Raw genomic sequence first — 24,841 nt, forward strand, 5'->3', positions numbered from 1 at the left:
AAATCTTACTACCGATAAGAAATGACAAGGTCCCGTTCTATGCTGAACGGGACCTTGTCATTCTATTAAGGTTGCTCTAGGGTGGCGACTGTGCTGATGTTAAAGATTAGAGATTTCCTTATTTAGAATTTGTCTAAATAAAGTTGGAAATGCCGATTTACTGCCGTTGCTTTGCACCATCAATTGCAAACCAACGACCCATGACTCTGTCTCGACCTAGCCTCTGCTTCCGCGCTATTCTATTGTTTATTAGTTTGTTTGCTTTGGCAAGCACCACAGCATACGCCCAAAACACGGGTGCCGTGCAGGGCAAAGCCACGCAAGCTTCAGGCCAGCCCCTCATTGGGGCATCGGTTGTGGTAGCGGGTACCACCATTGGTGCTAGCACTGATGTTGAGGGTAACTACAGCTTGGTTGACGTACCGGTTGGGGCGCGTACGCTGACCGTGCGGTTGGTGGGTTATGCTACCCAAAGCCGCCGTGTGCAGGTGGGCGCAGGCGAAACATTGACCCAGAATTTTTCGCTGGCAGAAAATGCCGAAGAGCTAGGCGAAGTGACCGTGACTGGCGACCGCACCAACAAGTTTGCTCGCAAGAATTCGGAATACGTGAGCAAGATGCCGCTCCGTAACTTGGAAAACCCGCAGGTGTACGCCACGGTGGGCAAGGAATTGCTGACCGAGCAACTGGTGTTTTCGGTGGATGACGCCACCCGCAACGTACCCGGCCTGCAAAAAATGTGGGACGCCACTGGCCGCGGCGGCGACGGCGGCGCCTTCTACGCCAGCCGTGGCTTCGTGACCTCTAGCCAGCTGCGCAACGGTGTGGCCGGCAATGTGACCAGCGACATCGACGCCGTGAACCTAGAGAAGCTTGAAGTCATCAAGGGGCCGTCGGGTACGCTGTTTGGCAGTGCGCTTACGTCGTACGGCGGCCTGCTGAACCGCGTGACGAAGAAGCCCTACGAGAGCTTTGGCGGAGAAGTAGCCGTGTCGGCGGGCAGCTACGCCTTCCACCGCATCAGCGCCGACGTGAACACGCCGCTCAACGCTTCAAAGAGTTTGGCTTTCCGGCTGAACACGGCTTACAACTACGAGGACAACTTTCAGAACGCGGGCTACACGGGCTTCAACAAGAGCCTGGCCATTGCGCCGAGCCTGCAGTTCCGGCCCAACGAGAAGCTGACCATCAACCTGGACGCAGAAGTGTACCGCGGGACCAACGTGGGCAAGCAGATGATTTTCTTCTATGAAACGTCGCAAGCGCTGGGCGTGTCACGAGCCGATGAAGTGCCGCTTGATTACCGGCAGTCGTACCAAGGGCCGGGCCTGACGCAGGACTCGCGGAGCACCAACCTGTTTGGGCAAGTGCAGTACCGCATTTCGCCGGCCTTCACCTCGACTACCTACCTCACGTCGAGCCACAGCTACTCCAACGGGTTCGGACCCTACTTTTACCTAGTGTCGGACGCTACGGCCAGCCAGGGCGCCGTCACCACGCCGGGCACCCACTTGCTAGCCCGAGCCGACCAGTCCACCGATAACAGCCGCCGGCAAATCTTCGAGGTGCAGCAGCTCTTCAACGGCGACTTTCAGGTGGCTGGGCTGCGCAACCGCGTGGTGCTGGGGCTTGATTTCCTGCGCCTCGATTCCGACGTGGACTTCCTGGGCGGCGGCTTCGATACGGCCCCGCTAAACGTGCCGGGCTATGATTTCCGCAACTTCAGCGGCACGACGGTGAACCAGCTCTACGCGGCCACCCCGCCGCCGCATTACCTGGTCACGACCAAGTCGAATACCTACAGCGCCTTCGTGTCGGATGTGCTGAACCTGACCGAGCAGCTGAGCGTGTTGGCAGCTTTGCGCGTCGACCATTTCGACAACAAAGGCGGCATCTTCTACACGCCGACGGAGCCGTATACGCAGACCGCACTTTCACCCAAGTTTGGTGCCGTGTACCAGCCGGTGAAAGACCGGGTGGCCGTGTTTGCCAACTACCAAAACAGCTTCAACAACCTGGGCAGTTACACCGGAACCGACGGCATTGGGCGCATTGCTAAGCCTGAGCAAGCCAACCAAGTAGAGGCCGGTGTGAAGCTGGACGCGGCCGACGGCCGGGTGAGCGCCACGGTGAGCTACTACAACATTGAGGTGAAAAACCGCCTGCGCTCTACGCCAATCGGCGAAAGTAGCCCGGGTGCCAACGACGCCATCCCAAACGCCAGCACGCAAAACGGCACCCAGGAAAGCCGCGGCGTAGAGCTGAACTTGATTGCCACCCCGCTGCCGGGCCTGAACGTGGTGGGCGGTTTCGCCTACAACCACTCGGTCCTAGTGAACGCAACCGAGGACGTGAACGGCCTGCGTCCCAATACCGCCTCCTCGCCCTACCTAGCCAATGCTTGGGTGAGCTACCGCCAGCCCGAAGGCGTACTCAAGGGCTTGGGCGCCGGCTTCGGGGGCAACTACGCCAGCGACAACAAAGTCCAGAACACCAAGACCAACGTGTTCACGCTGCCGGCCTACACCATTTTGAATGCCAGCGTGTTCTACGACCAGCCCAAGTACCGCATCTCGGCGCGGGTAGACAACCTGACCGACCAAAAGTATTGGATTGGCTACACCACCATGAGCGCGCAGAAGCTGCGCAGCATCGTGGGTAGCGTGGCCTATAAGTTTTAAGCAAACAACGGTAGTTACCGGCATTAGCAAGGCCTGCCCTGTGTGTCTGGCATCGGCGTAGCCGAAGCATCTCTGCTGCACTGCGCATGGTTCGCTGCAATGAATGAGCGCAACACTTTCTTCGGCTGCGGTGGTGAGTCGTGGCGGAGAAGGGGCGGGGATGCTTCGCTACGCCAACGCCAGTTGCGTGCCACGGTAGTATTTTCTGTCATTGACAATCTTCCCATGACCATTAAGCAAGCCGTTGGTAAAGTGCATCTTTGGCTGGGCCTGGCTTCGGGGCTGGTGGTGTTCATCGTGAGCCTGACGGGTGCCATTTTCACGTTTCAGGACGAAATCCGGGACTTGACGGAACCATGGCGCAAAGTGGAAGCGCGGGCGTCGGCGCCACTGCTGCCCTCGCGCCTGCAGGCGGCGGCGCTGGCGAAGCATCCGGGCGTGGAAAAAGCCGCGACCTGGGTGACCTATTTCGGTCCTGAACGCTCGGCCACGGTGTTTTTTACCGACCCGGTCGGGGTGCCCACGCAGGTGTACCTGAACCCCTACACCGGCCAGGTGCTAAAGGCGCAGGATTTGCGCTGGCATTTCTTCAGCATCGTGCAGGCTATTCACATGACCTTGCTGCTGCCCGAAGCGGTGGCGAAATGGGTGGTGGGCGGCAGCGTCATCATTTTTCTGCTCATGCTAGGCACGGGGCTGGTGCTGTGGTGGCCCAAGCGCAAGCAGGAATGCAAACAGCGCTTCACCGTGAAGTGGGGTGCCCGCTGGCGGCGCGTCAACTATGACTTGCACAACGTGTTGGGCTTTTACGTCGCTAGCATTGCCGGGCTGCTGGCACTCACGGGCCTGTTCATGATTTTTCCGGTGCTGCTCGACTCGGTTATGTTGGCGGCCAACGGCGGCCGGACCTATCCGCAAGACACGGCGGTGGCCAAAATAGATACCCTGCAGGCCGTAACGGCCGCCGCTCAGCCGTTGCCCGATGTAATTTACCGCACGGTGCAGCGCGACTCGCCGGGGGCCGAGATGATGATTATCGGGCCGGCCGGTAATGGCAAGGCGCCCGCGCAATGTTGGGCTTACCAAAAGACGTTGCACTACTACCACCGCGACGAGTATGCGTTTCATCCGGTGTCGGGGCAATTGCTGATGAGCCAGCCGCACGCCGCCAAGAGCAACGGCAAGAAGTTGGGCGACATGAACTACGACATCCACACGGGCCTAATTCTGGGCTTGGGAGGCAAAATTGTGGCCTTCCTCGCCAGCCTGATTTCGGCCAGTTTGCCCGTGACGGGTGCCCTGCTGTGGTGGGGCCGCAAGCAGAAAAGCAAGAAAGGCGCGAAGGCTCTGCGTCCGGTGGCGCAGTAAGGAGCCGTTCAGAATGGAACAGGCTGTTCAAAAGTGGACACTTTTTGCGCAGACCTTACGGGTGTATTCTGTATATTTTATTGATAATTAATTAGTTATTGAGTTGGCACGCGGCTTGGCATTACCTGTAGGAACCTTACTACTTCCTGCACGAAAATGGACAGAGCCATACCCCTTGCCACGCAAAATCAGCGAACGCGCCGTCGATGGTTGCTAGCCGCGGGTGCCGTGGCGGTGCTGCTGGCCGCAGTGCTGGCGTTTCGCTCGGTGTTGAAGCCCGGCATCCGGCGCAGTGACTTGCTCACCGCCACTGTAGAAACCGGCGACGTAGATGCCACTCTCACAGCTGCGGGTACCGTTATTCCGGGCCGTGAGGCGGTGATTACTAGCCCCATCCAAAGCACCATCCGGCGGGTGGCCGTGGCGGTGGGCGCGCGGGTACAGCCCGGCGAAACCATTCTGGAGCTGGACAAAGAACTCGCCAACTCGGCCCTGGCCAAGCTGGACGATGAGCAACTGCGCAATCAAAACAAGAATTCGCAGCTCCAGCTCACGCTCGAGCGCAGCCTCAACGACCTCCGGGCGCAGGCCCAGGTGCAAGCCGTGAAAGTGCGCAGCCTGCAGTCGGCGCTGCGCGACGAGCAGCAGCTGTTCGAACTGGGCGGCGGCACGGCCGAAAACGTGCGCCAGGCCGAGCTAAACCTCACGGTGGCGAAGCTGGAAGCCAGCCGCTTGGAACGCCAGATTCAGACGCAGCAGCGCTCCAATGCGGCCGACGTGCGCGAACTAGGCTACACCGTTTCGATGCAGCAGCGCAGCATCTCGGAGCTGGCCACCAAGCTGCGCCAAGCCAACATCAGCAGCCAGCAGTCCGGCGTGGTGACCTGGGTGAATGAAAACCTGGGCGAAACCGTGCAGGCCGGCGACGCCCTGGCTCGAGTGGCTGACCTGCGCAGCTTCCGGGTGCGAGCCACCGTGTCGGACTCCTACGCTGACCAGCTGCGCCCCGGCGGCCCCGTGAAAGTGCGCCTCAACGGCACCGACCTGCCCGGCAGCATCAGCACCATCAGCCCGGCGGTGGAAAAGGGCGTCGTGACTTTCTACGTGACCCTGGAGCAAGCCAACCACCCGGTGCTTCGCTCCAACCTGCGGGCCGATGTATTCGTGGTGACCGATGCCCAGCGCCACACGCTGCGCCTGAAAAACGGCCCCTATTACCAAGGCGGGCGCGAGCAAGCCGTGTTCGTGGTGAACGATGGAGTGGCCACGCGCCGCACGGTGCAGTTCGGGGCCAGCAACTTCGATTACGTGCAAATAACCGCGGGCTTGCGGTCGGGCGAAGAAGTCATCGTGTCCGACATGAAGGACCACGCCGACACGCCTGAACTGGTGCTCCGCTAGCTCCCCATTCCCCTTTAGGCTTTTCTCCCTTTTTTCTGCCGGTTACCCTACACTCTTACCTTTTTTCTGACAAAACCATGAAAACGAACAACTTCCTGTTTGCCAAAATCAGAATTGGCTTGGTGGCCCTCGGTTGTGGGCTGGGAGCCGGCCACCTGTCGGCTAGTTCGGGCGAGGCCGGAGCCTTGGCCGGCACGCTGCGCGAAAAGTGCACCAACGCGCCCCTTACCCACGTGCGGGTGACCCTGGTGCGGCCCACCAACTATACCGTGGTGGCCAGTGGCCGCACAGATGCTGCTGGCGCCTTCCGCCTGCGCGGCATTCCCGCGGGCACATACCAGTTGCGCACCGACTTGCTGGGCTACGAAGCCCTGGGGGAGAGAATCAGCATTGGCCGGCGGCGGGCGTCGCAGCAATTGGGCACCGTGGCTGTGGCGCCGGTGGCCGAGCAGCAAGTGGTGGTGCGGCCCGACGTGAACGAGCCCGTGGCCCAGGTGAGCCGCGGGGTAGCCGTGGGGCGGTGGTAGCAACAAGCAGCATCCGCGAACTGGAATTCTAACGCCATCATGTCGAACACAAGCCCTTTCTTTTTCCGTCAAGCGCGGCAGCTCCTGTGCGGTGCTTGGCTGCTGGCTGGTGCCCACGTGGCCGCCGGCCAGCAGCCAGGCACCGCACCGGGGGCGACGCTCACGCTGCCCGAAATTATTGCTTTGGCCCAAGACAACTCGGTGGCGGGGCAACAGACGCGCACCGACCGGGAGCTGGGCTACTGGCAATGGCGCAGCTTTCAGGCCAACTACCGGCCGCAAGTGGGCCTAGCGGGCACGCTGCCCAACTTCAACCGGGTGGTGACGCCCGTGGTGCAGCCCGATGGCACCACCGATTTTCGGGCGGTGCGCATCAACAATTCCAACGTGGGGCTGACCGTGACGCAGAACGTGGGCCTGACGGGCGGGCAAGTGTTTGTGGGTTCCGAAGTGCAGCGCTTCGACGACTTCAACGGGCAGCTGCGGCGTTACAATAACCAGCCATTCACGGTGGGCTTTACGCAGCCGCTGGGCCAGTTCAATTCGCTGGTTTGGGCCCGGCGCATCGAGCCACTGCGCTACCAGGAGAGCCAGCGCCAGTATGTGGAAAACCGCGAAACGGTGGCTCAGCGCGTGACGGAGCTGTACTTTGACTTGCTGCTGCAACAGGTGAACGAGGCCGTGGCCGACCAAAACGTGCAAGCCAGCGCCGAGCTGCTCCGCGTGGGCCAGGAAAAGCTCAAGCTGGGCCGGCTCTCGCAAAACGACTTATTGCAACTGGAGCTCAATTACCTGAACGCCCGCCAAGCCCGGGCTCAGGCCCAGCTCGAAGCCGAAAACGCCGCCCTCGACCTGCAGACTTACACCGGACTGCCCAACTCCGAAGCCCAGCCTGCCCTGGCAGTGCCCGCCCCGGCTCCCCTCATGGCCGTGGCGCCGGAGCAAGCCCTGGCGCAGGCTCGGCAGAACCGCAGCACCACCTTGGCCTTGCGCCGCCGCTTGCTCGAAGCCGAGCGCGGCGTGGCCCTGGCCCGCGGCACCACCGGCCTGCAAGCCAGCTTGAGTGCCACCACGGGCTACGTCAACCAGGCGCCCAACTTCGGTGATACTTACCTGAACCTGCAAAACCAGCAGCAGTTGCGCCTGGCCTTCAGCATGCCGCTGGTGGACTGGGGCCGGCGCCGCGCCATCACGCGCACCGCTGAGCTTACCCGCGACCAAACCCAGCGCGCTGTGGCGCAGGAAACCCAGACCTTTGAGCAAACCGTGCGCACCCAGGCCTTACAGCTACCACGCCTGGCCGAGCAAGTGGCCCGCGCCGCCCGCGCCGACTCGCTGGCCCAGCAGCGTTATGCCATCACCCAAGCCACGTACCGGGTGGGCCGCCTCAGCCTCACCGACTTGACGCTGGCGGCTGCGGCCAAAGACGTGGCCCGGCGCGATTACGTCGCCGCCTTACGGGCCGCTTGGGTGGCGCATTACCGCCTCCGAGCCCTGACGCTGTACGATTTTGAACGCCAGGCCTTGATTGAAGCGCCTAAATAATTGACCTGCCACATCCGAACACCCTGTCCAGTTCTGGACATCATTTGCAAGGGGGTAATTTCGGTTGATTGATGCAATTTACTGATTATAAAAGCTTTATTTAATTGGCACGCTGCTTGGCTTCTGCCTAACATACTCGCCGCCGATGGCTTCAAAATCGGACACCTGCCCCACCTTTTTTCTCGCCACATCAAACCGCCGCTTGCCATGACTCCGACGACTGCTTCTTCCTCTCAACCGACTGCTACCGCTGAAGCCCTGCAGGGCCCCACCGCGGCTACGCCCGTGCTGAAGCTTACCGACATCGAGAAAGTGTACCAGACCAAAACCATTGAGACCGTGGCGCTGAACCGCGTGAACCTGACCATCAATCGGGGCGAGTTTGTGTCGGTGATGGGGCCCAGCGGCTGCGGCAAGTCGACGCTGCTCAGCCTGATGGGCCTGCTCGACGAGCCCACCAGCGGCGTAGTGGAAGTGGACGGCCGGCCAGTGCAGTCCTACTCCGACCGGGAACTGGCCCACTTGCGCAACCTGAAAATCGGCTTCGTTTTCCAGAGCTACCACCTCATAAACGACCTCTCGGTGGTAGATAACGTGGAAGTGCCGCTGCTGTATCGCCGCGGCCTGAGCGGCAAGGAACGGCGCCGGCTGGCCCTCGATGCGCTTGATAAAGTGGGCCTCAGCGCCCGTACCGGGCATTTCCCTGGCCAGCTCTCGGGCGGGCAGCGGCAGCGGGTGGCCATTGCGCGGGCCCTGGCCGGCGGCCCCGAAATCATTCTGGCCGACGAACCCACCGGCAACCTCGACTCGGTGATGGGGGAGGAGATAATGGACCTGCTGCTGGGCCTGAATAAGCGCGAAGGCGTGACCATTGTGATGGTAACCCACGACGAGCAGCAGGCCCTGAAAACGGAGCGCGTAATTCGCTTCTTCGACGGCAGCCAGGTGGGCTAAGCGCTGCGTGACCTCCTTTTTTCTGCTCAAGACTTACTGCCTGAAACCATGCTGCTCTCATACCTGAAAATTGCCTGGAAGGTGCTCATGCGCCGGAAGTTCTTCACCTTCATCAGCCTGTTTGGCGTGAGCTTCACGCTGATGATTTTGCTGGTGGTGATGGCGATGTTCGACCACTTGGTGGGGCCCAGCACGCCCACCAAGCGCGTCGACCGGATGCTGTTCGTGAACTCCATTCGGCACGAGATGGTGGACAACCACGGCTGGATGAACATGCCGGCCAGCATCCACTTCGTGGACGACTACGTGCGGAAGATGAAAACCCCCGAAAAGGTGGGCATCATGACGGCTTCTTCTAATGCCACGGCCTTCACCAAGAGCAAGTTGCTGCCCCTCGACCTTGCGTACACCGACGGCAACTTTTGGCAAATCATGGACCATGATTTCCTGGGCGGCCGGGCCTTTACCGACGCCGAAGTGAAAGCTGCGCAGCACGTGTGCGTGCTCAACGAAGCCACCGCCCGCAGCTACTTCGGCACCACCGACGTGGTGGGCCGCACCATCGAAATCGACCTGAAGAGCTACCGAATTGCGGGCGTGGTGCGCAACGTGTCGGCCGCGCAGGTGTTCGCCTACGCCGACGTGTGGGTCCCCTACACCCTCAGCCCGCAGTATTTTAAGGACAACCGCATCAGCGGCGAGTTTCTGGTGGTGCTGTTGGCGCCCTCGGAGCAAGCAGTGCCTGCCGTGCGCGAGGAATACCAGCAGATGATGAAGCGCGTGGAAATTCCGAATCCCAAGGAGGTGAAGGCCATCTACTCCCACGCCGACCCCCTGGTGGCCGGCTTCACGCGGGCCATACTGAACTTCAAGAACCAGGCCGTGGATGATGACAACCTGGACACCTTCTACCTCATCGTGAGCGGACTGGCGCTGCTGTTTATGCTGTTGCCGGCCCTGAACCTGGTGAACCTGAACGTGACGCGCATTCTGGAGCGCTCGGGCGAGATTGGGGTGCGCAAGGCCTTTGGGGCGGCGGGCCGCGATTTGGTAGGGCAGTTTTTGGTGGAAAACGTGGTGCTGGCCTTGGTGGGCGGCCTGCTGGGGCTGGGATTGGCCGCCGGGGCGCTGGCCCTGGTAAACGAGGCCCACACCGTGGCCTACGCGCATTTCACGCTGAGCTGGGGGGTGTTTGGCTGGGGTATGGTGCTCACCCTCATTTTTGGGTTGATGAGCGGCGTGTATCCCGCCTGGAAAATGTCGCGCCTCAACCCCGTAGCCGCCCTGCGCGGCGGAGGCGACCAAAAGTGAGATGGTGAGGTGGTGAAATAGTGAGTTTGATGTTTCGCTCGCCACTTCGCCACTTACCGCCGCTCACCATTTCACCATTTCACTATCTCACCCATGTTCCGCCACTTATTCACCCTCATCTGGAATCGCAAGCGGGCCAATCTGCTGCTCATTTCCGAAATCTTCTTTTCGTTCGTGGTGCTGTTTGGGGTGGGCGCGGTGCTCATCACCAACGCCAAAAACTACCTAGCGCCCCACGGCTTCAACTACGAGCAGGTGTGGCGGCTGCAGGTGCGTGCCGGCCAAGGCCTAAAAATGCCCCGCGCCGAACTCGACGACGTGCTGCGCCAAGTGAAAGCCCTGCCCGGCGTGCAAACCGTGGCCCTCACCAGCGGCAACACGCCCTTCATTTTCATGACCAATAACTCGGAGTTTCGCTACAAGAGCAAACTCACGCCTTATGCCAACGTGTACGACGCCGACGACAAGTACGCGGCGGTCATGCAGCTGCAATTGCGCGAAGGCCGCTGGTTTACGCCCGCTGACGACGCCAGCAATCATCGTCCCGTGGTCATCACCCAAGACATGCGCGAAATGCTGTTTGGCAACGAGCCCGCGTTGGGCAAAATCTTCACCTACGGCAAGCCGGGCAAGGATATCAAGCCGGAGGACGAATTCCTAGTGACGGGCGTGGTGGACAACGTGCGCATGGAAAGCGACTTCTCGGCGCCCATTCCGTCGGTGTGGAAGCGCCTCATTCCCTACGACACCACCCACTGGGAAACGGCCAACGTGCTGGTGCGCGTGGCCCCCGGCGCGGGCGGCGAGCTGCAGGAGAAAATAGCCCGCACCGTGGCCAGTGTCACCCGCCAGTGGACCACCGAAGTGCGCGTGTTGGACGACCAACGCCTCAGTCGGCGCCGCTACACGCTGGTGCCGGTGGTGGGGCTGGCCATCATCGGGCTGTTTCTCATCATCAACGTGGCGCTGGGGCTGTTCGGGGTGCTGTGGTACAACATCAGCCAGCGCCGGGCCGAGATTGGCTTGCGCCGGGCCATGGGCGCCACTGGCGCAGGCATCGGCTGGCAGTTTTTGGGCGAGATGATGGTGGTGACCACCTTCGGCGTCTTGTTGGGTGGGCTGCTGGCGGCGCAGTTCCCGCTGCTCCATGCCTTCGACCTGCCCGCGCAGCCCTACTTGCTGGCCATTGCGGCGGCCACCGCCGCGGTGTATTTCATCACGGCACTGTGCGCCTGGCAGCCCAGTCGGCTGGCCGCGGCCATTCAGCCTGCTACCGCGCTACGGGAAGAATAAGAGCGGAATAAACCAACTTTTGATTTTATTTTATGAGAAACTGTAACGAAGCGCCGAATGGGCGGTAACCCGGGCAACCCCGGGCAGTCGAGACGCATCTGGGTAAAACGCTGTTACTTTTTCTCATCCCTTTCTCCTTTTTTCTCATGAAAAACATCACTGCACTCGCCCTCGTCTGGTTGTTGGCCCTGGTGCCCGCCCTGGCCCAAACCGCTCCCGAAGTCCGCTCCGTGGGCAACTTCACCTCCGTGGAAGTAAGCAGCGGCATCGAGCTGCGCCTTGCCGCCGGCCAGCCCCAGCGCGTGGAAGCCAGCGCCGACACGCCCGAGATGCTGGCCCGCATCAAAACCGAAGTGCGTGACGGCGTGCTGAAAATCACCTTCGAGCACAAGCTGAACGAGGCCTGGAGCAAAGACAACCGCCCCCGTGGCCTCAAAGTGAACGTGACGGCCGCCGCCCTCAACGGCATCAAGGCCACCAGCGGCGCTCGGGTGGAAGTAGCTAACTCCTACGCCACCACCAACCTGGAAATAGAAGCCTCTTCCGGGGCTGTCCTCAAAGGCAGTTTCACGGCAGATGACGTGAAAGCCCGCGTGAACAGCGGCGGCGTGGCCACAATGGCCGGCACCATCAAGCGCCTCGACGTGAAGGCCTCGAGCGGCGGCATGTTCAAAGGCGACGATTTGAAAGTCACCGCTTGCGAAGCCTCGGCCTCCAGCGGCGGCAACGTGGCCGTGGCCGTGCAAGAAACCCTCACCGCCGATGCTTCGAGCGGCGGCGACGTGCGCTACAGCGGCTCGCCGAAAGTTACCAAGCACACCAGCAGCGGCGGCAGCGTGAAGGGCCGCTAGGCCGGAGCACGGCAAGCCAATGCTAGGTTTTTGACAAATAGAATAGACCGTCATGCTCATCTGGCGTCCGCGCAGCCGAAGCATCTCGCGTGCCACCACTAATCCTTTTCTAACGATTGGGTTACTACCACACGCGAGATGCTTCGGCTGCGCGGACGCCAGATGAGCATGATATTTTCATCATGTCCCGTTGCTTAGTCTTGTGACGGTTTCTTACCCCAAACGTAGCCCTTGTAGCTGCCAGTACTTTCCCATGTTCCTTATCGTCGACGACGACGTGGCCATTCGCACGTCGCTGCAGTTGCTGCTAAAGCAGGCCGGCTACCCCACCAAAGCCGTGGCCACTCCCGCCGAGGCCCTGGCCACGGTGCGCGCCACGCCCCCGCGCCTGGTGCTGATGGACATGAATTTCTCGCTCGACACCAGCGGCCACGACGGGCTGGCGCTGCTGGCCCAGGTGAAGCAGCTGGCCCCGCAGGTGCCGGTCATCCTCATCACGGGCTGGGGCAGCATTGCGCTGGCGGTGGAGGGCATGAAGGCCGGGGCCGCTGAGTTCGTGACCAAGCCCTGGCACAACGAGGCCTTGCTTCAAACCATCCGCACGGTGCTGGCTGTGGGCGAAACCGTGCCGGAAACCGACGCTGCGGATGCCCCCGCCCGTCAGCGTCGGCACCTCGACCAGCAGTTTGAGTTTCGGGACATCATTGGCCATGACCCGCAGCTGTTGCAGGTGTTGCGCAGCGTGGGCCAGGTAGCCGCCACCGACGCCTCGGTGCTGATTGAGGGCGACAGCGGCACCGGCAAAGAGCTAGTAGCCGAGGCCATCCACCGCAACAGCCAGCGCCGCAAGCAGCCGTTTGTGAAAGTGAACCTGGGCGGCATCTCGGCATCGTTGTTTGAAAGCGAGATGTTTGGTCACCGCCGCGGCGCCTTCACCGATGCCAAAACCGACCGGGTGGGCCGCTTTGAGCTGGCCAACGGCGGCACCATTTTTCTGGACGAAATAGGGGAGCTGGAGCTGGCCTCGCAAGTGAAGCTGCTGCGTGTACTGCAAGACCGCACCTACGAGGTACTGGGCGACAGCAAGCCCCGCCGGCTCGACATTCGGGTGATTTCGGCCACCAACCGCAACCTCGCCGAGATGGTGGCGCAGGGCCGCTTCCGCGAAGACCTGTTCTATCGCATCAACCTGATTTCGGTGCGCCTGCCCGCCTTGCGCGAGCGCCCCGCCGACATCCCGCTGCTCACCCAGCATTTTCTCAATCAGCTGCGCGCCACTTACCACCGGCCAGCCCTCAAGGTGAGCACCCGCGCCCTGCACTGGCTGCGCGAACAACCCCTGCCCGGCAACATCCGCGAGTTGAAAAACCTGGTAGAACGGGCCGTGCTGGTGAGCGGCAAAGAAGAGTTGGGCCCTGAGGATTTCCAAGCCAACGCCCAACGGCTGCCCGCCCGCGCCGTGGCTCCTGGCGAGCTGCCCACGCCCGGCACCATGACCCTCGATGAACTAGAAGCGCAGGTTATCCGGCAGGCCCTGAGTCACTATGATGGCAACATCAGCCGTGTAGCCAAGGCCTTGGGGCTCAGCCGCGGGGCGCTGTATCGGCGGCTTGAAAAGCACTCCATTCCGTTTGAGGAAGCTGGCTGACTGGCTGAGTAACAGAGAATGCTACACCGTCTGTCATCCTGAGCGCAGCGAAGGACCTTCTCGCAGTCGAACGATGGGTAGTATTTCCAGCTGGTGCAAACGTGAGAAGGCCCTTCGCTGCGCTCAGGATGACAGATAGGGTGGTATGACGTTCTTTCGATTCGTACCCATCTTATCCTTATGACGCTTCGCACCAAGTTTATCCTATTCGTGGTCATCATCCACGCCGTGCTCATTGCGTTGGCGGCGCAGGTGCGCACCACCAATCCCGTGTTGTTTCTCGGCGCTGAAGCGCTGCTGCTGGTCAGCATCTACCTCACGGTGCAGCTGTACACGGGGTTTGTGCGGCCCTTCCAACTGATTGCGGCGGGCACGGCGGCCATCCAAGCCAAAGACTTCACCATGAAGTTTGTGCCCGTGGGCCAGCGCGAAATGGACCAGCTCATTGAGGTGTACAACCAAATGATTGACGCCCTGCGCGCCGAACGGGTGAGCCAGCACGAAAAAAGCTTCCTACTTGAGCGCCTCATCGAGGCCTCGCCGGCCGCCATCATGCTGCTGGATTTTGAGGGCCGGATTGAAAGCCTAAACGCGGCCGCCGAACGGTTTCTGGACCTGCCAGCCGCGGCCGTGCTCGGGCAGCCACTGGCCGCGCTACCCGGCCCCTGGGGCCCCGCGCTGGTGGCCCTCACCGAAAACCAGCCCCAAGCCCTGCGCCTCTCGGGCCTGAAAACCTACCGGGCCCACGCGGCGCACTTCATCGACCGGGGATTTACGCGCCGTTTCATCGTGCTCGAGGAATTTACCCAAGAACTCATCAAGCAAGAGAAGGAGGCCTACGGCAAGCTCATTCGGATGATGTCGCACGAAATCAACAACTCCATTGGCGCCATCAACTCCATCCTCAACAGCTTTCACCACTACGCTCCCCAACTGGCCGCTGCCGACCAGCCAGATTTCACCGAGGCCCTCGACGTGAGCATTGCGCGCAACACCCAGCTGGCCAACTTCATTGCCAACTTCGCGCATTTGGTGCGGCTGCCCCCGCCCGTGCTCGCCGCCACCGACTTGCACGTGTTGCTGCGGGGCATCTGCCGCCTGCTGCAGCCCCAAAGCGAGGAGCGCGCCATTCGCTGGCACATGGAATTCCCAACCACGCCGCTGGTCTTGCGCCTCGATGCCCAACAAATGGAGCAGGCCTTGCTCAACATCGCCAAGAATGCTTTGGAGGCCATTGGCCGCAATGGCAACATCTGGGTGCGCACGGTGGCCCACCCGCCCACGGTCATTATCGAGAACGACGGCCCGGCCATTACCCCCGAGCTAAGCCAGCGCCTGTTCACTCCCTTTTTCAGCACCAAGCGCGACGGCCAAGGCATTGGCCTCACCTTGATACGCGACATTCTGCTTGCCCACGGCTTCCAATTCCATTTAGAAACTGGAGCGGCAAAGCGCACAGCTTTTACAATTAATCTAGGGGAGCAGGTGTGAATTTAAAGGGGATAATTCGATAAATACCTGATAATTTTCCAAAAATACCCTTCGAGTTGATAGAGTATAGAAAGTCTTGTTACGTAATTTCGCAGGGTAGCCATTAAAAATACCTGCCTTATGTCTCGCAAACAATACTTAGCTACGGCCTGCCTGGGCGTTATTCTATTATTAGCTGGCCTGGCGGCTTTCCTGCCTCAGTCACACCCCGACGCCAAGCCTGATGCCTTCAATCCCGCTGACTTGGCTTGGATGCTATCGGCCTCCGGCCTTGTGCTCTTGATGACACCGGGCTTGGCCTTCTTCTATGGCGGCATGGTGAGCAAGCGCAACGTCATTTCCACCATGTTGCAGAGCTTCATCGCGTTGGGGGTGATTTCCATACTGTGGTACGTGGTGGGCTTTTCACTTTCTTTCGGCGACAGCATCGGCGGCATCATTGGCAATCCGATGACGTTTTTCATGTTCAACAACGTGGGCACCGCACCACACGCTCGCTTGGCCACCAATTTGCCACTGGTTCTTTTCGCGGCGTTCCAACTCAAGTTTGCCATTATCACGCCGGCGCTCATCAGTGGCGCTTTCGCCGAACGCATTCGCTTTTGGGGCTACCTGCTGTTCATGTGCCTCTTTAGTTTGCTCATCTACTGTCCCTTGGCGCACTGGACCTGGCACCCCGATGGCTTCCTGCTGAAGTGGGGCGTGCTTGATTTTGCCGGCGGTACCGTTGTGCACATTTCGGCGGGCTTTGCGGCGCTGGCGGGTGCGCTGGCGCTGGGCCGCCGCCACTCCCACCTCGAAGGCCACATCCACGTGCCGCAAAACGTGCCCTTTATCCTCATCGGCACCGGATTGCTGTGGTTTGGTTGGTTCGGTTTCAACGCCGGTTCGGCACTGGCCGCCAACACGGTAGCCGTGCAAGCCTTCTTTACTACGCACATGGCGTCGGCCGCGGCCATGCTGACCTGGATGATGATTGAGGCCGTGCGCGGGCAGCGTCCGTCGGCTGCGGGTGCGGCCATTGGCGCTGTGGTGGGCTTGGTGGCCATTACCCCAGCGGCGGGCTACGTGGGCTACGGGCCAGCGCTGTTTATCGGTGTGGTTTCGGCGGCCATCAGCGCCGGCGCCGTGGGCTTAAAGAACAAGACGACACTTGACGATACGCTCGACGTGTTTCCCTGCCACGGAGTGGGCGGTATCGTGGGCATGATTCTCACGGCCGTCTTTGCAAAAGAAGGTGGTTTGGCCACCACAGGCACCTGGACGCTGCTGCTGCACCACGTGGGCGCGCTGGCGTTCATCTCGGTGTTCACCTTTGGTGGCTCTTACCTGCTGTATAAATTCACCAACCTGCTCATTCCCATTCGGGTAAATGCCGTGCACGAAGCCGACGGCCTCGACATGAGTCAGCACGGCGAAACCGTGTTACCAATCATACCGGAACCAGTACCCGAGAGCGAGCTGCGTTACGTAGTGCGGGCTTCTTAGAAAGTCGACAGCCCGTTATGCAGAGCACAGCGAAGCATCTCACGTGGAGTAGTAATTAGTGGTGGCACGCGAGATGCTTCGCTGTGCTCTGCATGACAGCTGGTCTTGCGCTACACGCCTAGAACGAATACGGTGGGGATTTTATGTAGCTCCGGCGCGGGCAGGCGGCGCCAGTCCTTCACGGGCAGTGTCTTGATGAATTCGCTGGCGCCCGTCACGTCGGCGGCCACGCACAGGCGGGTACCGGGCTGCAAGTGCGCCAGCAAGTCGGCGAACAGCGCACCATTGCGGTAAGGGGTTTCGATGAAAAGCTGCGACTGCTGCCGCTGCTGGGCCTCGCGCTCCAGGGTTTTGATGGCCGTGGCTCGGGGCGCTTTTTCGATGGGCAAGTAGCCGTGAAATGCGAACTGCTGGCCATTCAGGCCTGAAGCCATTAGGGCCAGTAGCAACGACGAAGGGCCAACCAGAGGCACCACCCGCAGGCCCAGGCGGTGAGCTTCGCGTACCAGCGCTGCGCCGGGGTCGGCAATGCCGGGACAACCCGCTTCGCTCAGAATGCCGGCGTCGAGGGCTTGCTGCACTAATGGTTCGAGGGCGGCGCGCACTTCGGCATCGGTGCTGTCTTTGTCGATGACAGCGAAGCGGATGTCCTCAATTACCCGGCTTGGCGCCACGCTTTTCACGAAGCGCCGCGCCGTGCGGGCGTTTTCCACCAGGAAATAGGGGAGGGCCGATACCGCGGCCACCACCTGCGGCGGCAGCACTTGCGGAGCCGTGTCTTCGGCGAGGGGCGTGGGAATGAGGTACAGGGTGGCGGGCATGGCGCAGCGGGATGAGAGGCGCAAAGGAACGGCACGGTTGGGTTGCATCCCGAACCGTGGCCCGGGCGCCGCGTAGAAAACGCCTCACCCATTCCTCGCCCGCCGTGTCTGATAAACCGCGCTCCAGCCGCTTGCCGTTCTACATTTCTTTGGCCATCATTCTGCCGCTCGTGGGCGCTTACTTTCTGTGGCCTGCATTTCAGGAAGGCGTGCAGGAGGGCTGGAAGGTGCTACGTACCGGCGACCAAGCCAAGGTGGCGGCTTGGGTTCAGCAGTTCGGCTATTGGGGGCCGGTGCTGATTGTAGTGACCATGGTGCTGCAAATGTTCCTGGTAGTCATCAACAACGCCCTGCTGATACTGGTGTCGGTGCTGGCTTACGGGCCCTGGTGGGGCTCGGTGCTGGCCTGGGCCGGTGTGCTCACCGCCTCCACGGTGGGGTATTGGTTGGGCCGGGCCTTGGGCGAGCCGGTGGTGCAGCGCTTGCTGGGCGAGAAGAGCGAAAAGAAGGTGGCCGGCTTTGTGGAGGAGTACGGCCTGGGGGCAGTGGCCGCGGCGCGCCTCACGCCGGTGGTGTCGAACGACGCCATCAGCTTCGTGGCCGGGGCGGCGCGCATGGGCTACCTGAAGTTTATTAGCGTGACGGCCGTGGCCATCGTGCCACTTATTGCCCTGCTAGCTTACTTGGGCCAAGACAGCGGGCGCCTCAAAACCGGCTTGCTCTGGGTATCCGGAATCGGGCTGCTCTTCTTTGGGGGCTACATCTGGTGGAGCAAAACGCACAAAAAACGGACCGCCCAGCGTCGGACGGTCCGTTGAACAAGTAGCAATAAGGCGGCGTCGCGACCACCGAATCACGCGCTGGTATCTAGCGAGGGCTTTCGCTGGCGGGCGGCGACTGAATCCAGAAGCTGGATGATTCGGGTAGCTCTTTCAGGAGCCGGTCGTCGTTTAGGCCCCATTCCTCTGTCGAGAAAGCAGCGCGCTTGCTGTAGCCGGGGCCCGTCTGGTCGGAGGCCGGCGCTGCCGTGGTCAGGATGGGGTCTTGCCCTAGGGGGCGGTACTGGTCGGTGGTGGTGCCGTCGCCCAGTTGGCCATACTTGTTGGCTCCCCAGGCGTAGAATTGGCCCGTGGTCGTGGTGGCCAAGGCGTGAAACGCACCGCTCTCTATTCGAGCCCAGGCGCCGGCATTTTCGGGTGCGGCAATGGTTATGGGCTTCAATCGGAGGTCGGTGGTGCCGTCGCCCAATTGGCCCGTGCAGTTGTTGCCCCAGGCCAGCAAGCGGCCATCGGCGCTTAAGGCCAGCGAGTGCGCTTCGCCGGCGGCTACTTGCTGCCAAACAACATTGGCCAGCGCGGGTGCCAGTTGCAGCGGCGCAGGAGTGCTCTGCTTCACTTCGCGGTCGCCGGCCAACTGGCCGAAGCGGTTGGAGCCCCACGCGTACAGGCGCCCGTTGGTGGTGACGGCCAGGGTGTGGAAGCTGCCCGCTGCCACCTGTGCCCAGCGCAAGCCGGCCAGCTTCTTGGTCATGCCCACCGGTACGGGCACCAGTGAGGTCATGCCCGAGCCGTCGCCCAGCTGCCCGTAGTCGTTCGAGCCCCAGGCGTACAGGCGGCCATCGTTGGTCAGGGCCAGCGTGTGGTTGTTGCCGGCCACTACTTGCGCCCATGAGGTATTGGCCGCGCTGTGGGGCAGGGCCACTTCCACGGGCGTGGCGCGGTCTATGCTGAAGCCGTTGCCCAATTCGCCGTGGTTGTTGTTGCCCCAGGCGAAAAGGCGGCCGTCAGTAGCCAGCGCCAACGAGTGCGAAGTGCCGGCTGCAATCTGCTTCCACCGGGCCCCCGCGGCCGACGGCGGAAGGCGAACCACGGCCGGGCGATGGTGCGGCGTCTTGGTGCCGTCGCCCAGCTGCCCATCGGTATTGCTTCCCCAGGCGTAGAGGCGGCCGTCGGTGGTGAGGGCCAAGGTGTGCGAGCTGCCCACGGCCACCTGCGCCCACTGCGTGCCGGGCGCCTCGGTGGTTACCCGCACCGGCAGGGCGCTGCACTCCGTGGTGCCGTTGCCGAGCTGGCCTTCGTAGTTGATGCCCCAAGCCCAGAGGCTGCCGTCGGGCCGAATGCTAACCGAATGATTGTTGCTGGCCGCGAACGTGTTGACCGGTACTTGCGCGCTGGCAGTACCGGCACTGAAGAGCAGGCAGAGCCCGCCCCACAGGGGGGTGAAATTGAGTCTCATGGCAATTTGCAGAAAAGGTGTAAAGAGGTTGTATGTGTCTTACGCAGACATGGCTATAGATGCGCGGCACCCACCGACCGTTGTCTGAAAGCAGACAAAAAAGTTGCGAAACCCCGTTTTTGGCCAGCCAAGGCCCAATAAAAAAAGCCGCCTCACCCGAAGTGAGACGACTTTTATGCTATGCTTGAGCTTAACCTACTGAAAATAAGTCCACTTGAAGACGGGTCAGCGGGCGCTATTGCTGGGCAAAGGCCTGCACCATCCCGTAGACCTCCTCCGGCTTTTCGGCGTGCACCCAGTGGCCGGCATCGACCACAGTGGCCACTTCCGAGTTGGGGAACAGGGCCGGAATGCTGTGGAGCTTGTCTTCGGTGGTGATGTAGTCGGACTTGCCGCCCCGAATGAACAAGGCCGGTTTCACAAACGGCACCGGGCCGGTGGTGGCTTCACCGATGTCCGCCAGCTCGGCGGCCAGCACGGGCAGGTTGATGCGCCAGGCAAAGGAGTTGTCCTCTTTGCGGTACAAGTTCTTCAGTAAAAATTGCCGGGTGCCCAGGTTGCTGATGTGGGCCGCCAGCGCAGCATCGGCTTCCTGCCGGTTGGTGATGCGGGCCAAATCCACGGCGTGCAGGCCCGCCAGGATGTCGTCTTGGTGGCGCATGTCGGAAAACCCCGGGGCAATGTCGACGACAATGAGCCGGGCCAGGCGGTCGGGGTGGTCGAGCGCGAAGCGCATCGCCACCTTGCCGCCCATGCTGTGGCCCATCAGGGTGGTGTCGGGGCCCAGACCGAGGTGGTCGAAGAGGGCCAGCACGTCTTCTGCCATCAGGGCGTAGGTGTGCTCGTCGCTCTGGAAGGAGCGGCCGTGGTTGCGCAAGTCCACGCTTACCACGCGCAGGCCGGCCTCAGTAGCCCAGCGGCGCGCCAGCGTCTGCCAGTTGTCGAGGGTGCCAAACAGGCCGTGGAGGATAACCAGGGGCCGGCCCTGGCCTTGGTCGAGGTGATGAAGCAAAGGCATGCGACAAAAATAGGGCTTGCCCCGCCCTCCGTCGTCTGCCACCAACTCAGGCGGCCGCTAACGGGAACGAGGCAAGCTGTATAAGTAGGTAGCAAGTAGAAAGTAGCGAGTCGTAAGACCGTGGTGTTGTGCTGTCAATCAGCGAAACAAGGTCTTGCTACTTATTACCTACTACTAAGTACTCAACTACTTACTCCCCTACGCCGTGGCCCGCTGGAATGCGGGGGCAAACACTTCCTGAACAAATTCTTCCAGCGTGGTGGGGGTGGTGTTGGCGGGGGTGCGCGCTTCGTGCACCATGGCCTTTTCCTCGTTCATGGTGCGGGTCATTTCGTCGTACAAGCTGGCCATGTTCTCGCTCAGGCCGGCTTGCATCATGCCCTGCTTGGCGTCTTCGTAGGGAAAGGGCACGTAGGGCAGCTCGGGACGGCCAATGGCTTGGGCGATGGCCGCCGTGGCTTCCTGTTGGGAGTAGTTGCGCGGGCCCAATAGGTAGTGCACCGAGTGGTTCTCCAGGTGCTCACTGTTCAGCAATTCCGCTGCTTTGGCGGCAATGTCCTTGGTGGCCACCATGGGAAACTGCAGGTCGGGGCGCATGGCTCCGCCAGTGATGCCCATGTGCTGCACCATGCCCACGCTGCTGAGCAGGTTGTCCATGAAATAGGCCGGCCGCAAATGCGCAACCGTCAGCCCGTCGATGGCATTGAGGCGTGCTTCTTGGTGTTGCAGGCCAACGACCGGGCCGGTGCCGGCGGGCTGGTCGGCCCCGATGCTGCTGAGGTGCACGGCCACTTTCAGGCCCGACTGGCGCACGGCTTCCGCAGTGGCTTCGCCGATTTGCTGCATGTGGGCCAGCACATCAGGGGCCGTCCCGTTGGGCGGAATCATGAGGAAGGCGGCATCGGCGCCGCGCAATGCGTCGGTCAACAGCGCGACGTCGTGGGCATCGCCGGCTTTGATGGTGGCGCCGGCCTGCTGCAGGGCGTCGAGGCGGGCGCTGGGCCGGGCCAGGGCCACCACGTGGTGCCCCTGGCCGAGTAACTGATGAACCAGAGCCGTACCGATATTGCCGGTAGCGCCGACAACGGTGATTTTCTTGGACATAACGCGAAGAAGTAAGCGAGGACGACGTTGCCAGCCCGCGCAGCAAATGTTTACCTTTAACTTCGCTTATAGCAAGTACCTACAAAAAAGTAGGGTACCTACTTAAAAGTAAAAATCGTTGACAATCAACATAATAAATTATATGGTTAAGGGCACAAAACAGCAACACGCCGAATTATTCTGGAAGGCAAGCGCCATGGAACGCACCTTAGTTTGCCCCGTGCGCACCACCCTCAACGTGTTAGGCGGTAAGTGGAAGCTGCTCATCTTGTCGTATTTGCTTGAGGAGCCGCGTCGCTACGGCGAACTGAAGCGGCTGATGCCCGAAATCACCGAGAAGATGCTCATTCAAGAGCTGCGCGACCTGGAGGCCGACGGCATTGTGGCCCGGACCGTGCACCAAACCGTGCCCCCGCGCGTCGACTACAGCCTCACCGAACAGGGGCAAAGTGTGCGGCCGTTTTTCTCTGCGTTGCTCGATTGGGGCTTCCAATACCTGGACCGTGATGGTGCCTCGGCCCCAGGCCAAGTGCCAGTGCACGAGCAAATAAGCCGCTAACCAGACAGGCAAGGGTTCTCCGCAAGTGCTTGTCCGCTTTCGCTGGGAGTAAGTACGGGCAACCGCGAGCCTTCGTGGTGCATCTTTGACGTCAACACCTCACCACTTACCCTTTGTCAGATGAACAAGCTGCGTGTGAAATCGATGAGCGCCGGACTGGTGCTGCTACTGGCCGGAGTGCTTACTTCCTTTGTGAGCAGTCGGGGGGTGGCCGACCGCGAAACCCGTTCAGTGGGCGCGTTCACCGAAGTCAACCTCAGCGGCTCGTCGCGGGTGGTGCTCAAGCAGGGCAGCCCACAAAGCGTAGTGGTGGAGGGTCGGGCCGCTGATATTGCCGCGTTCGAGACCGTGGTAACGGGGCGGAGCCTGCGAGTAGGATACCCGCGCACTAACAATGACGACTCGTGGAAAAACCGCGAGTCCGTAACGGTCTATATCACCGCGCCAACCCTGACCGCGCTGCGAGTAAACGGCTCGGGTAGGCTCAACGTGGAAGGGGCGTTGAAAGCCGAAGAAATGGCCCTGACCGTGTCTGGTTCGGGCGACCTGCAGGTGCCTCAGCTCACCGCCACCAGCCTCAGAACGGAAGTCGACGGCTCGGGCAGTGTGCTGGTAGCGGGCCGCGCCCCCCGCCACGACGTCACCATTACCGGTTCGGCCAACGTGAAGGCCCGCGACCTCAAAGCCGAGAGCTGCAAAGTGCGCATCAGCGGCTCGGGCAACGCCAACGTGTACGCCACGAAGAACGCCGAAGCCAGCATTTCGGGCTCGGGCAACGTGGCAGTTGCCGGCGGTGCCCAGCTCAGCAGTTCGGTTCGCGGCAGCGGGCGCATGCACCAGGAATAGCTTGAGGACTAGCTGGCCACGTGATGTTGTGGCCGGCTGTTGAGCCAGGACTTTTGACGCGGAATAGCACCTGATGGTGTAAAATTCGGGCATGCGGGGGGCTAATCCGAACGCCGGCGGCCAAGCCCCGTACCTTTGCTTGGCCGCAAAGCGCGCGTTAGTACCCCACCCAATACCGTTCCGTGTACCTTCACCATGTGGCTGCCTACCTCCCGGAGGCAGTCGTTACCAATGCTCATTTCACCCGCCTGAATGGCTTGGCCAATGAGTGGATAATTGAGCGCACCGGCATTCAAGAGCGCCGCAAAGCCGCTCCCGGCGAGAACGCCAACACCATGGCCATTGCCGCAACCCGTGCCGTGCTGGCTGCCGCGCCTGCCTTTGCCCAAGCTAGCGTCGACCTTATTGTGGTGGGCACCTACACGCCGCACGACACCATCTTCACGGCGGCCCACGCCGTGCAGCGCGACTTGGGCATCAACGAAATCCCGACGGTCAGCATTTCGTCGGCCTGCTCGTCGCTGCTGAATGCGGTGGAAATCGTGGAAGGCTACTTTGCCATGGGCAAAGCCACCCGCGCCGTGGTCGTCGTGACCGAGCACAACACCGCCTACAACAACGAGGAAGACACCATTGCGGGCCACCTGTGGGGCGACGGCGCCGCGGCCCTGCTCATTTCCAAAGAGCGCATCAGCCCCGACGACCTGCACATTGCCGAGGTCATTACCGGCGGCGCCGCGCCCGTGAGCAAAGCCGACGAGTCGGTGACCCTCAAGCCCGTGGAAAAAGGCATTGTGATGCCGTTCGGGCGCGACGTGTTCCAACAGGCCTGCATCTACATGGCCCGCGTCACCCAGACGTTGCTCGACAAGCACCGCATCGCCACGCCCGACCTCACTTACCTCATTCCGCACCAGGCCAACCTGCGCATCTCCAACAACGTGGTGAAGCAGCTCGGCCTCGACCCCGAGCGTGCCGTGAGCAACATTGAGCGCCTCGGCAACACCGGTTGCGCCGGCGCCGCCATCGGCCTGGCCGAAGTATGGGATACCTTGAAAGCAGGGAATAAGGTCATCATCACCGTATTTGGTGGTGGCTATTCCTACGGCGCTATGCTTTTAACTAAATGAGGAATGAAGAATGAGGAATGAAGAATTACCCAACAACATTTTTTCATTCCTCACTCTTCATTCCTCATTCCTCATTCGACCCATGCTGCCGCCCGCCGAAGCCTTTCTGCCCGAAATCATCACGCAAACCAGCCGCTCCAGCGGGCCGGGCGGGCAGAACGTGAACAAGGTGGAGTCGCGGGTGGAGCTGCGCTTTCACGTACAGAACTCGCAGGTACTCACAGACCAGCAAAAGGTCCTCATCCTAGAGAAGCTGGGTAACCAGCTCACTGCTGAGGGCTGGCTCTTGGTGACGGCGCAAGACGACCGTAGCCAGCTGCGCAACCGCGAAATTGCCTTGGCCCGCCTCCACGAGCTGCTACAACGCAGCCTGCGCCGGCCCAAGCCCCGCAAAGCCACCAAGCCCAGCAAAAGCGCCGTGCGCAAGCGCTTGAAGGGCAAGAAAATTCAAGGCGAGAAAAAGGCCAGCCGGCGCAAGTTAGAATAAGGGAGGTTGGTAAGTTTTTTTGATGGCGAGGAGAGTTTCTTACCAAAATTGGTAAGAAACTCTCCTCGCCGCTGTTTTCTGCT

The 24,841-nt window shown here is 61.3% G+C and carries 21 protein-coding genes; 17 read left to right on the forward strand and 4 right to left on the reverse strand.

From position 1 onward, the window contains the following. The first annotated feature begins 263 nt into the window (after positions 1 to 263). From VF629_RS05275 to VF629_RS05330, 12 genes are all read left to right on the forward strand, one after another. Entirely contained in the window at positions 264 to 2,681 is a 2,418-nt protein-coding gene (locus VF629_RS05275; protein WP_331057408.1) for a TonB-dependent receptor, read from the forward strand. A 225-nt stretch (positions 2,682 to 2,906) separates the two neighbouring features. Then, complete coding sequence (locus VF629_RS05280) at positions 2,907 to 4,049, forward strand: PepSY-associated TM helix domain-containing protein (protein ID WP_331057409.1); 1,143 nt, start codon at positions 2,907 to 2,909, stop codon at positions 4,047 to 4,049. A gap of 156 nt (positions 4,050 to 4,205) precedes the next feature. Beyond that, positions 4,206 to 5,450, forward strand: a complete 1,245-nt coding sequence (locus VF629_RS05285) for an efflux RND transporter periplasmic adaptor subunit (RefSeq protein ID WP_331057410.1) — start codon at positions 4,206 to 4,208, stop codon at positions 5,448 to 5,450. 77 nt (positions 5,451 to 5,527) lie between these two features. After that, on the forward strand, positions 5,528 to 5,977 hold the full coding sequence (locus VF629_RS05290) for a carboxypeptidase regulatory-like domain-containing protein (RefSeq protein WP_331057411.1): 450 nt from the start codon (positions 5,528 to 5,530) through the stop codon (positions 5,975 to 5,977). A gap of 39 nt (positions 5,978 to 6,016) precedes the next feature. Beyond that, on the forward strand, positions 6,017 to 7,522 hold the full coding sequence (locus VF629_RS05295) for a TolC family protein (RefSeq protein ID WP_331057412.1): 1,506 nt from the start codon (positions 6,017 to 6,019) through the stop codon (positions 7,520 to 7,522). Positions 7,523 to 7,807: 285 nt separating this feature from the next. After that, the gene (locus VF629_RS05300; RefSeq protein ID WP_331057456.1) at positions 7,808 to 8,476 is read left to right on the forward strand and encodes an ABC transporter ATP-binding protein; all 669 of its coding nucleotides are present in this window, start codon (positions 7,808 to 7,810) and stop codon (positions 8,474 to 8,476) included. Between the two features lie 48 nt (positions 8,477 to 8,524). Further along, positions 8,525 to 9,787 carry an ABC transporter permease gene (locus VF629_RS05305; protein WP_331057413.1) on the forward strand — a complete coding sequence of 421 codons (1,263 nt, stop codon included), beginning with the start codon at positions 8,525 to 8,527 and terminating at the stop codon, positions 9,785 to 9,787. Positions 9,788 to 9,880: 93 nt separating this feature from the next. Further along, the gene (locus VF629_RS05310) at positions 9,881 to 11,080 is read left to right on the forward strand and encodes an ABC transporter permease (protein ID WP_331057414.1); all 1,200 of its coding nucleotides are present in this window, start codon (positions 9,881 to 9,883) and stop codon (positions 11,078 to 11,080) included. Positions 11,081 to 11,226: 146 nt separating this feature from the next. Beyond that, positions 11,227 to 11,931, forward strand: coding sequence for a head GIN domain-containing protein (locus VF629_RS05315; RefSeq protein WP_331057415.1), 705 nt, complete (start codon positions 11,227 to 11,229; stop codon positions 11,929 to 11,931). Positions 11,932 to 12,184: 253 nt separating this feature from the next. Further along, complete coding sequence (locus VF629_RS05320) at positions 12,185 to 13,579, forward strand: sigma-54 dependent transcriptional regulator (protein WP_331057416.1); 1,395 nt, start codon at positions 12,185 to 12,187, stop codon at positions 13,577 to 13,579. Positions 13,580 to 13,759: 180 nt separating this feature from the next. Beyond that, a complete protein-coding gene (locus tag VF629_RS05325; RefSeq protein WP_331057417.1) occupies positions 13,760 to 15,070 on the forward strand; it encodes a sensor histidine kinase in 1,311 nt (436 codons plus the stop codon). A gap of 120 nt (positions 15,071 to 15,190) precedes the next feature. Next, on the forward strand, positions 15,191 to 16,558 hold the full coding sequence (locus VF629_RS05330; RefSeq protein ID WP_331057418.1) for an ammonium transporter: 1,368 nt from the start codon (positions 15,191 to 15,193) through the stop codon (positions 16,556 to 16,558). Positions 16,559 to 16,668: 110 nt separating this feature from the next. On the opposite strand, the gene VF629_RS05335 is transcribed toward VF629_RS05330, so the two are convergent. Next, on the reverse strand, positions 16,669 to 17,379 hold the full coding sequence (locus VF629_RS05335; RefSeq protein WP_331057419.1) for an SAM-dependent methyltransferase: 711 nt from the start codon (positions 17,377 to 17,379) through the stop codon (positions 16,669 to 16,671). Between the two features lie 104 nt (positions 17,380 to 17,483). On the opposite strand from VF629_RS05335, the gene VF629_RS05340 reads away from it, so the two are divergent. Beyond that, the gene (locus tag VF629_RS05340; protein ID WP_331057420.1) at positions 17,484 to 18,197 is read left to right on the forward strand and encodes a TVP38/TMEM64 family protein; all 714 of its coding nucleotides are present in this window, start codon (positions 17,484 to 17,486) and stop codon (positions 18,195 to 18,197) included. Positions 18,198 to 18,246: 49 nt separating this feature from the next. On the opposite strand, the gene VF629_RS05345 is transcribed toward VF629_RS05340, so the two are convergent. The 3 genes from VF629_RS05345 to VF629_RS05355 form a co-directional block, all read right to left on the reverse strand. Further along, positions 18,247 to 19,614, reverse strand: a complete 1,368-nt coding sequence (locus VF629_RS05345) for a hypothetical protein (RefSeq protein ID WP_331057421.1) — start codon at positions 19,612 to 19,614, stop codon at positions 18,247 to 18,249. Positions 19,615 to 19,849: 235 nt separating this feature from the next. Next, the gene (locus tag VF629_RS05350; RefSeq protein WP_331057422.1) at positions 19,850 to 20,632 is read right to left on the reverse strand and encodes an alpha/beta fold hydrolase; all 783 of its coding nucleotides are present in this window, start codon (positions 20,630 to 20,632) and stop codon (positions 19,850 to 19,852) included. A gap of 198 nt (positions 20,633 to 20,830) precedes the next feature. Next, positions 20,831 to 21,736: an NAD(P)H-binding protein gene (locus VF629_RS05355; protein WP_331057423.1), complete on the reverse strand. Its 906-nt coding sequence runs from the start codon at positions 21,734 to 21,736 to the stop codon at positions 20,831 to 20,833. Positions 21,737 to 21,932: 196 nt separating this feature from the next. Here VF629_RS05355 and VF629_RS05360 point away from each other — a divergent pair, with 196 nt between their 5' ends. The 4 genes from VF629_RS05360 (at position 21,933) to arfB (ending at position 24,758) form a co-directional block, all read left to right on the forward strand. Continuing rightward, positions 21,933 to 22,295, forward strand: a complete 363-nt coding sequence (locus VF629_RS05360; protein ID WP_331057424.1) for a helix-turn-helix domain-containing protein — start codon at positions 21,933 to 21,935, stop codon at positions 22,293 to 22,295. A 120-nt stretch (positions 22,296 to 22,415) separates the two neighbouring features. Beyond that, positions 22,416 to 23,141 (forward strand): head GIN domain-containing protein, encoded by a 726-nt coding sequence (locus VF629_RS05365; RefSeq protein ID WP_331057425.1) that lies wholly within the window; start codon positions 22,416 to 22,418, stop codon positions 23,139 to 23,141. 182 nt (positions 23,142 to 23,323) lie between these two features. Further along, complete coding sequence (locus VF629_RS05370; RefSeq protein ID WP_331057426.1) at positions 23,324 to 24,271, forward strand: ketoacyl-ACP synthase III; 948 nt, start codon at positions 23,324 to 23,326, stop codon at positions 24,269 to 24,271. Positions 24,272 to 24,353: 82 nt separating this feature from the next. After that, complete coding sequence (gene arfB / locus VF629_RS05375; RefSeq protein ID WP_331057427.1) at positions 24,354 to 24,758, forward strand: alternative ribosome rescue aminoacyl-tRNA hydrolase ArfB; 405 nt, start codon at positions 24,354 to 24,356, stop codon at positions 24,756 to 24,758. Positions 24,759 to 24,841: the final 83 nt, after the last annotated feature.

It is taken from the genome of Hymenobacter sp., assembly GCF_036388155.1.
In the GTDB taxonomy this organism is placed as follows: domain Bacteria; phylum Bacteroidota; class Bacteroidia; order Cytophagales; family Hymenobacteraceae; genus Hymenobacter.

Coding starts and splice junctions, on each gene's coding strand:
- VF629_RS05280 (WP_331057409.1), top strand. CDS start 2,907: ATGACCATTAAGCAAGCCGTTGGTAAAGTGCATCTTTGGCTGGGCCTG.
- VF629_RS05285 (WP_331057410.1), top strand. CDS start 4,206: ATGGACAGAGCCATACCCCTTGCCACGCAAAATCAGCGAACGCGCCGT.
- VF629_RS05290 (WP_331057411.1), top strand. CDS start 5,528: ATGAAAACGAACAACTTCCTGTTTGCCAAAATCAGAATTGGCTTGGTG.
- VF629_RS05295 (WP_331057412.1), top strand. CDS start 6,017: ATGTCGAACACAAGCCCTTTCTTTTTCCGTCAAGCGCGGCAGCTCCTG.
- VF629_RS05305 (WP_331057413.1), top strand. CDS start 8,525: ATGCTGCTCTCATACCTGAAAATTGCCTGGAAGGTGCTCATGCGCCGG.
- VF629_RS05310 (WP_331057414.1), top strand. CDS start 9,881: ATGTTCCGCCACTTATTCACCCTCATCTGGAATCGCAAGCGGGCCAAT.
- VF629_RS05315 (WP_331057415.1), top strand. CDS start 11,227: ATGAAAAACATCACTGCACTCGCCCTCGTCTGGTTGTTGGCCCTGGTG.
- VF629_RS05320 (WP_331057416.1), top strand. CDS start 12,185: ATGTTCCTTATCGTCGACGACGACGTGGCCATTCGCACGTCGCTGCAG.
- VF629_RS05325 (WP_331057417.1), top strand. CDS start 13,760: ATGACGCTTCGCACCAAGTTTATCCTATTCGTGGTCATCATCCACGCC.
- VF629_RS05330 (WP_331057418.1), top strand. CDS start 15,191: ATGTCTCGCAAACAATACTTAGCTACGGCCTGCCTGGGCGTTATTCTA.
- VF629_RS05335 (WP_331057419.1), bottom strand. CDS start 17,379: ATGCCCGCCACCCTGTACCTCATTCCCACGCCCCTCGCCGAAGACACG.
- VF629_RS05345 (WP_331057421.1), bottom strand. CDS start 19,614: ATGAGACTCAATTTCACCCCCCTGTGGGGCGGGCTCTGCCTGCTCTTC.
- VF629_RS05350 (WP_331057422.1), bottom strand. CDS start 20,632: ATGCCTTTGCTTCATCACCTCGACCAAGGCCAGGGCCGGCCCCTGGTT.
- VF629_RS05355 (WP_331057423.1), bottom strand. CDS start 21,736: ATGTCCAAGAAAATCACCGTTGTCGGCGCTACCGGCAATATCGGTACG.
- VF629_RS05360 (WP_331057424.1), top strand. CDS start 21,933: ATGGAACGCACCTTAGTTTGCCCCGTGCGCACCACCCTCAACGTGTTA.
- VF629_RS05365 (WP_331057425.1), top strand. CDS start 22,416: ATGAACAAGCTGCGTGTGAAATCGATGAGCGCCGGACTGGTGCTGCTA.
- arfB (WP_331057427.1), top strand. CDS start 24,354: ATGCTGCCGCCCGCCGAAGCCTTTCTGCCCGAAATCATCACGCAAACC.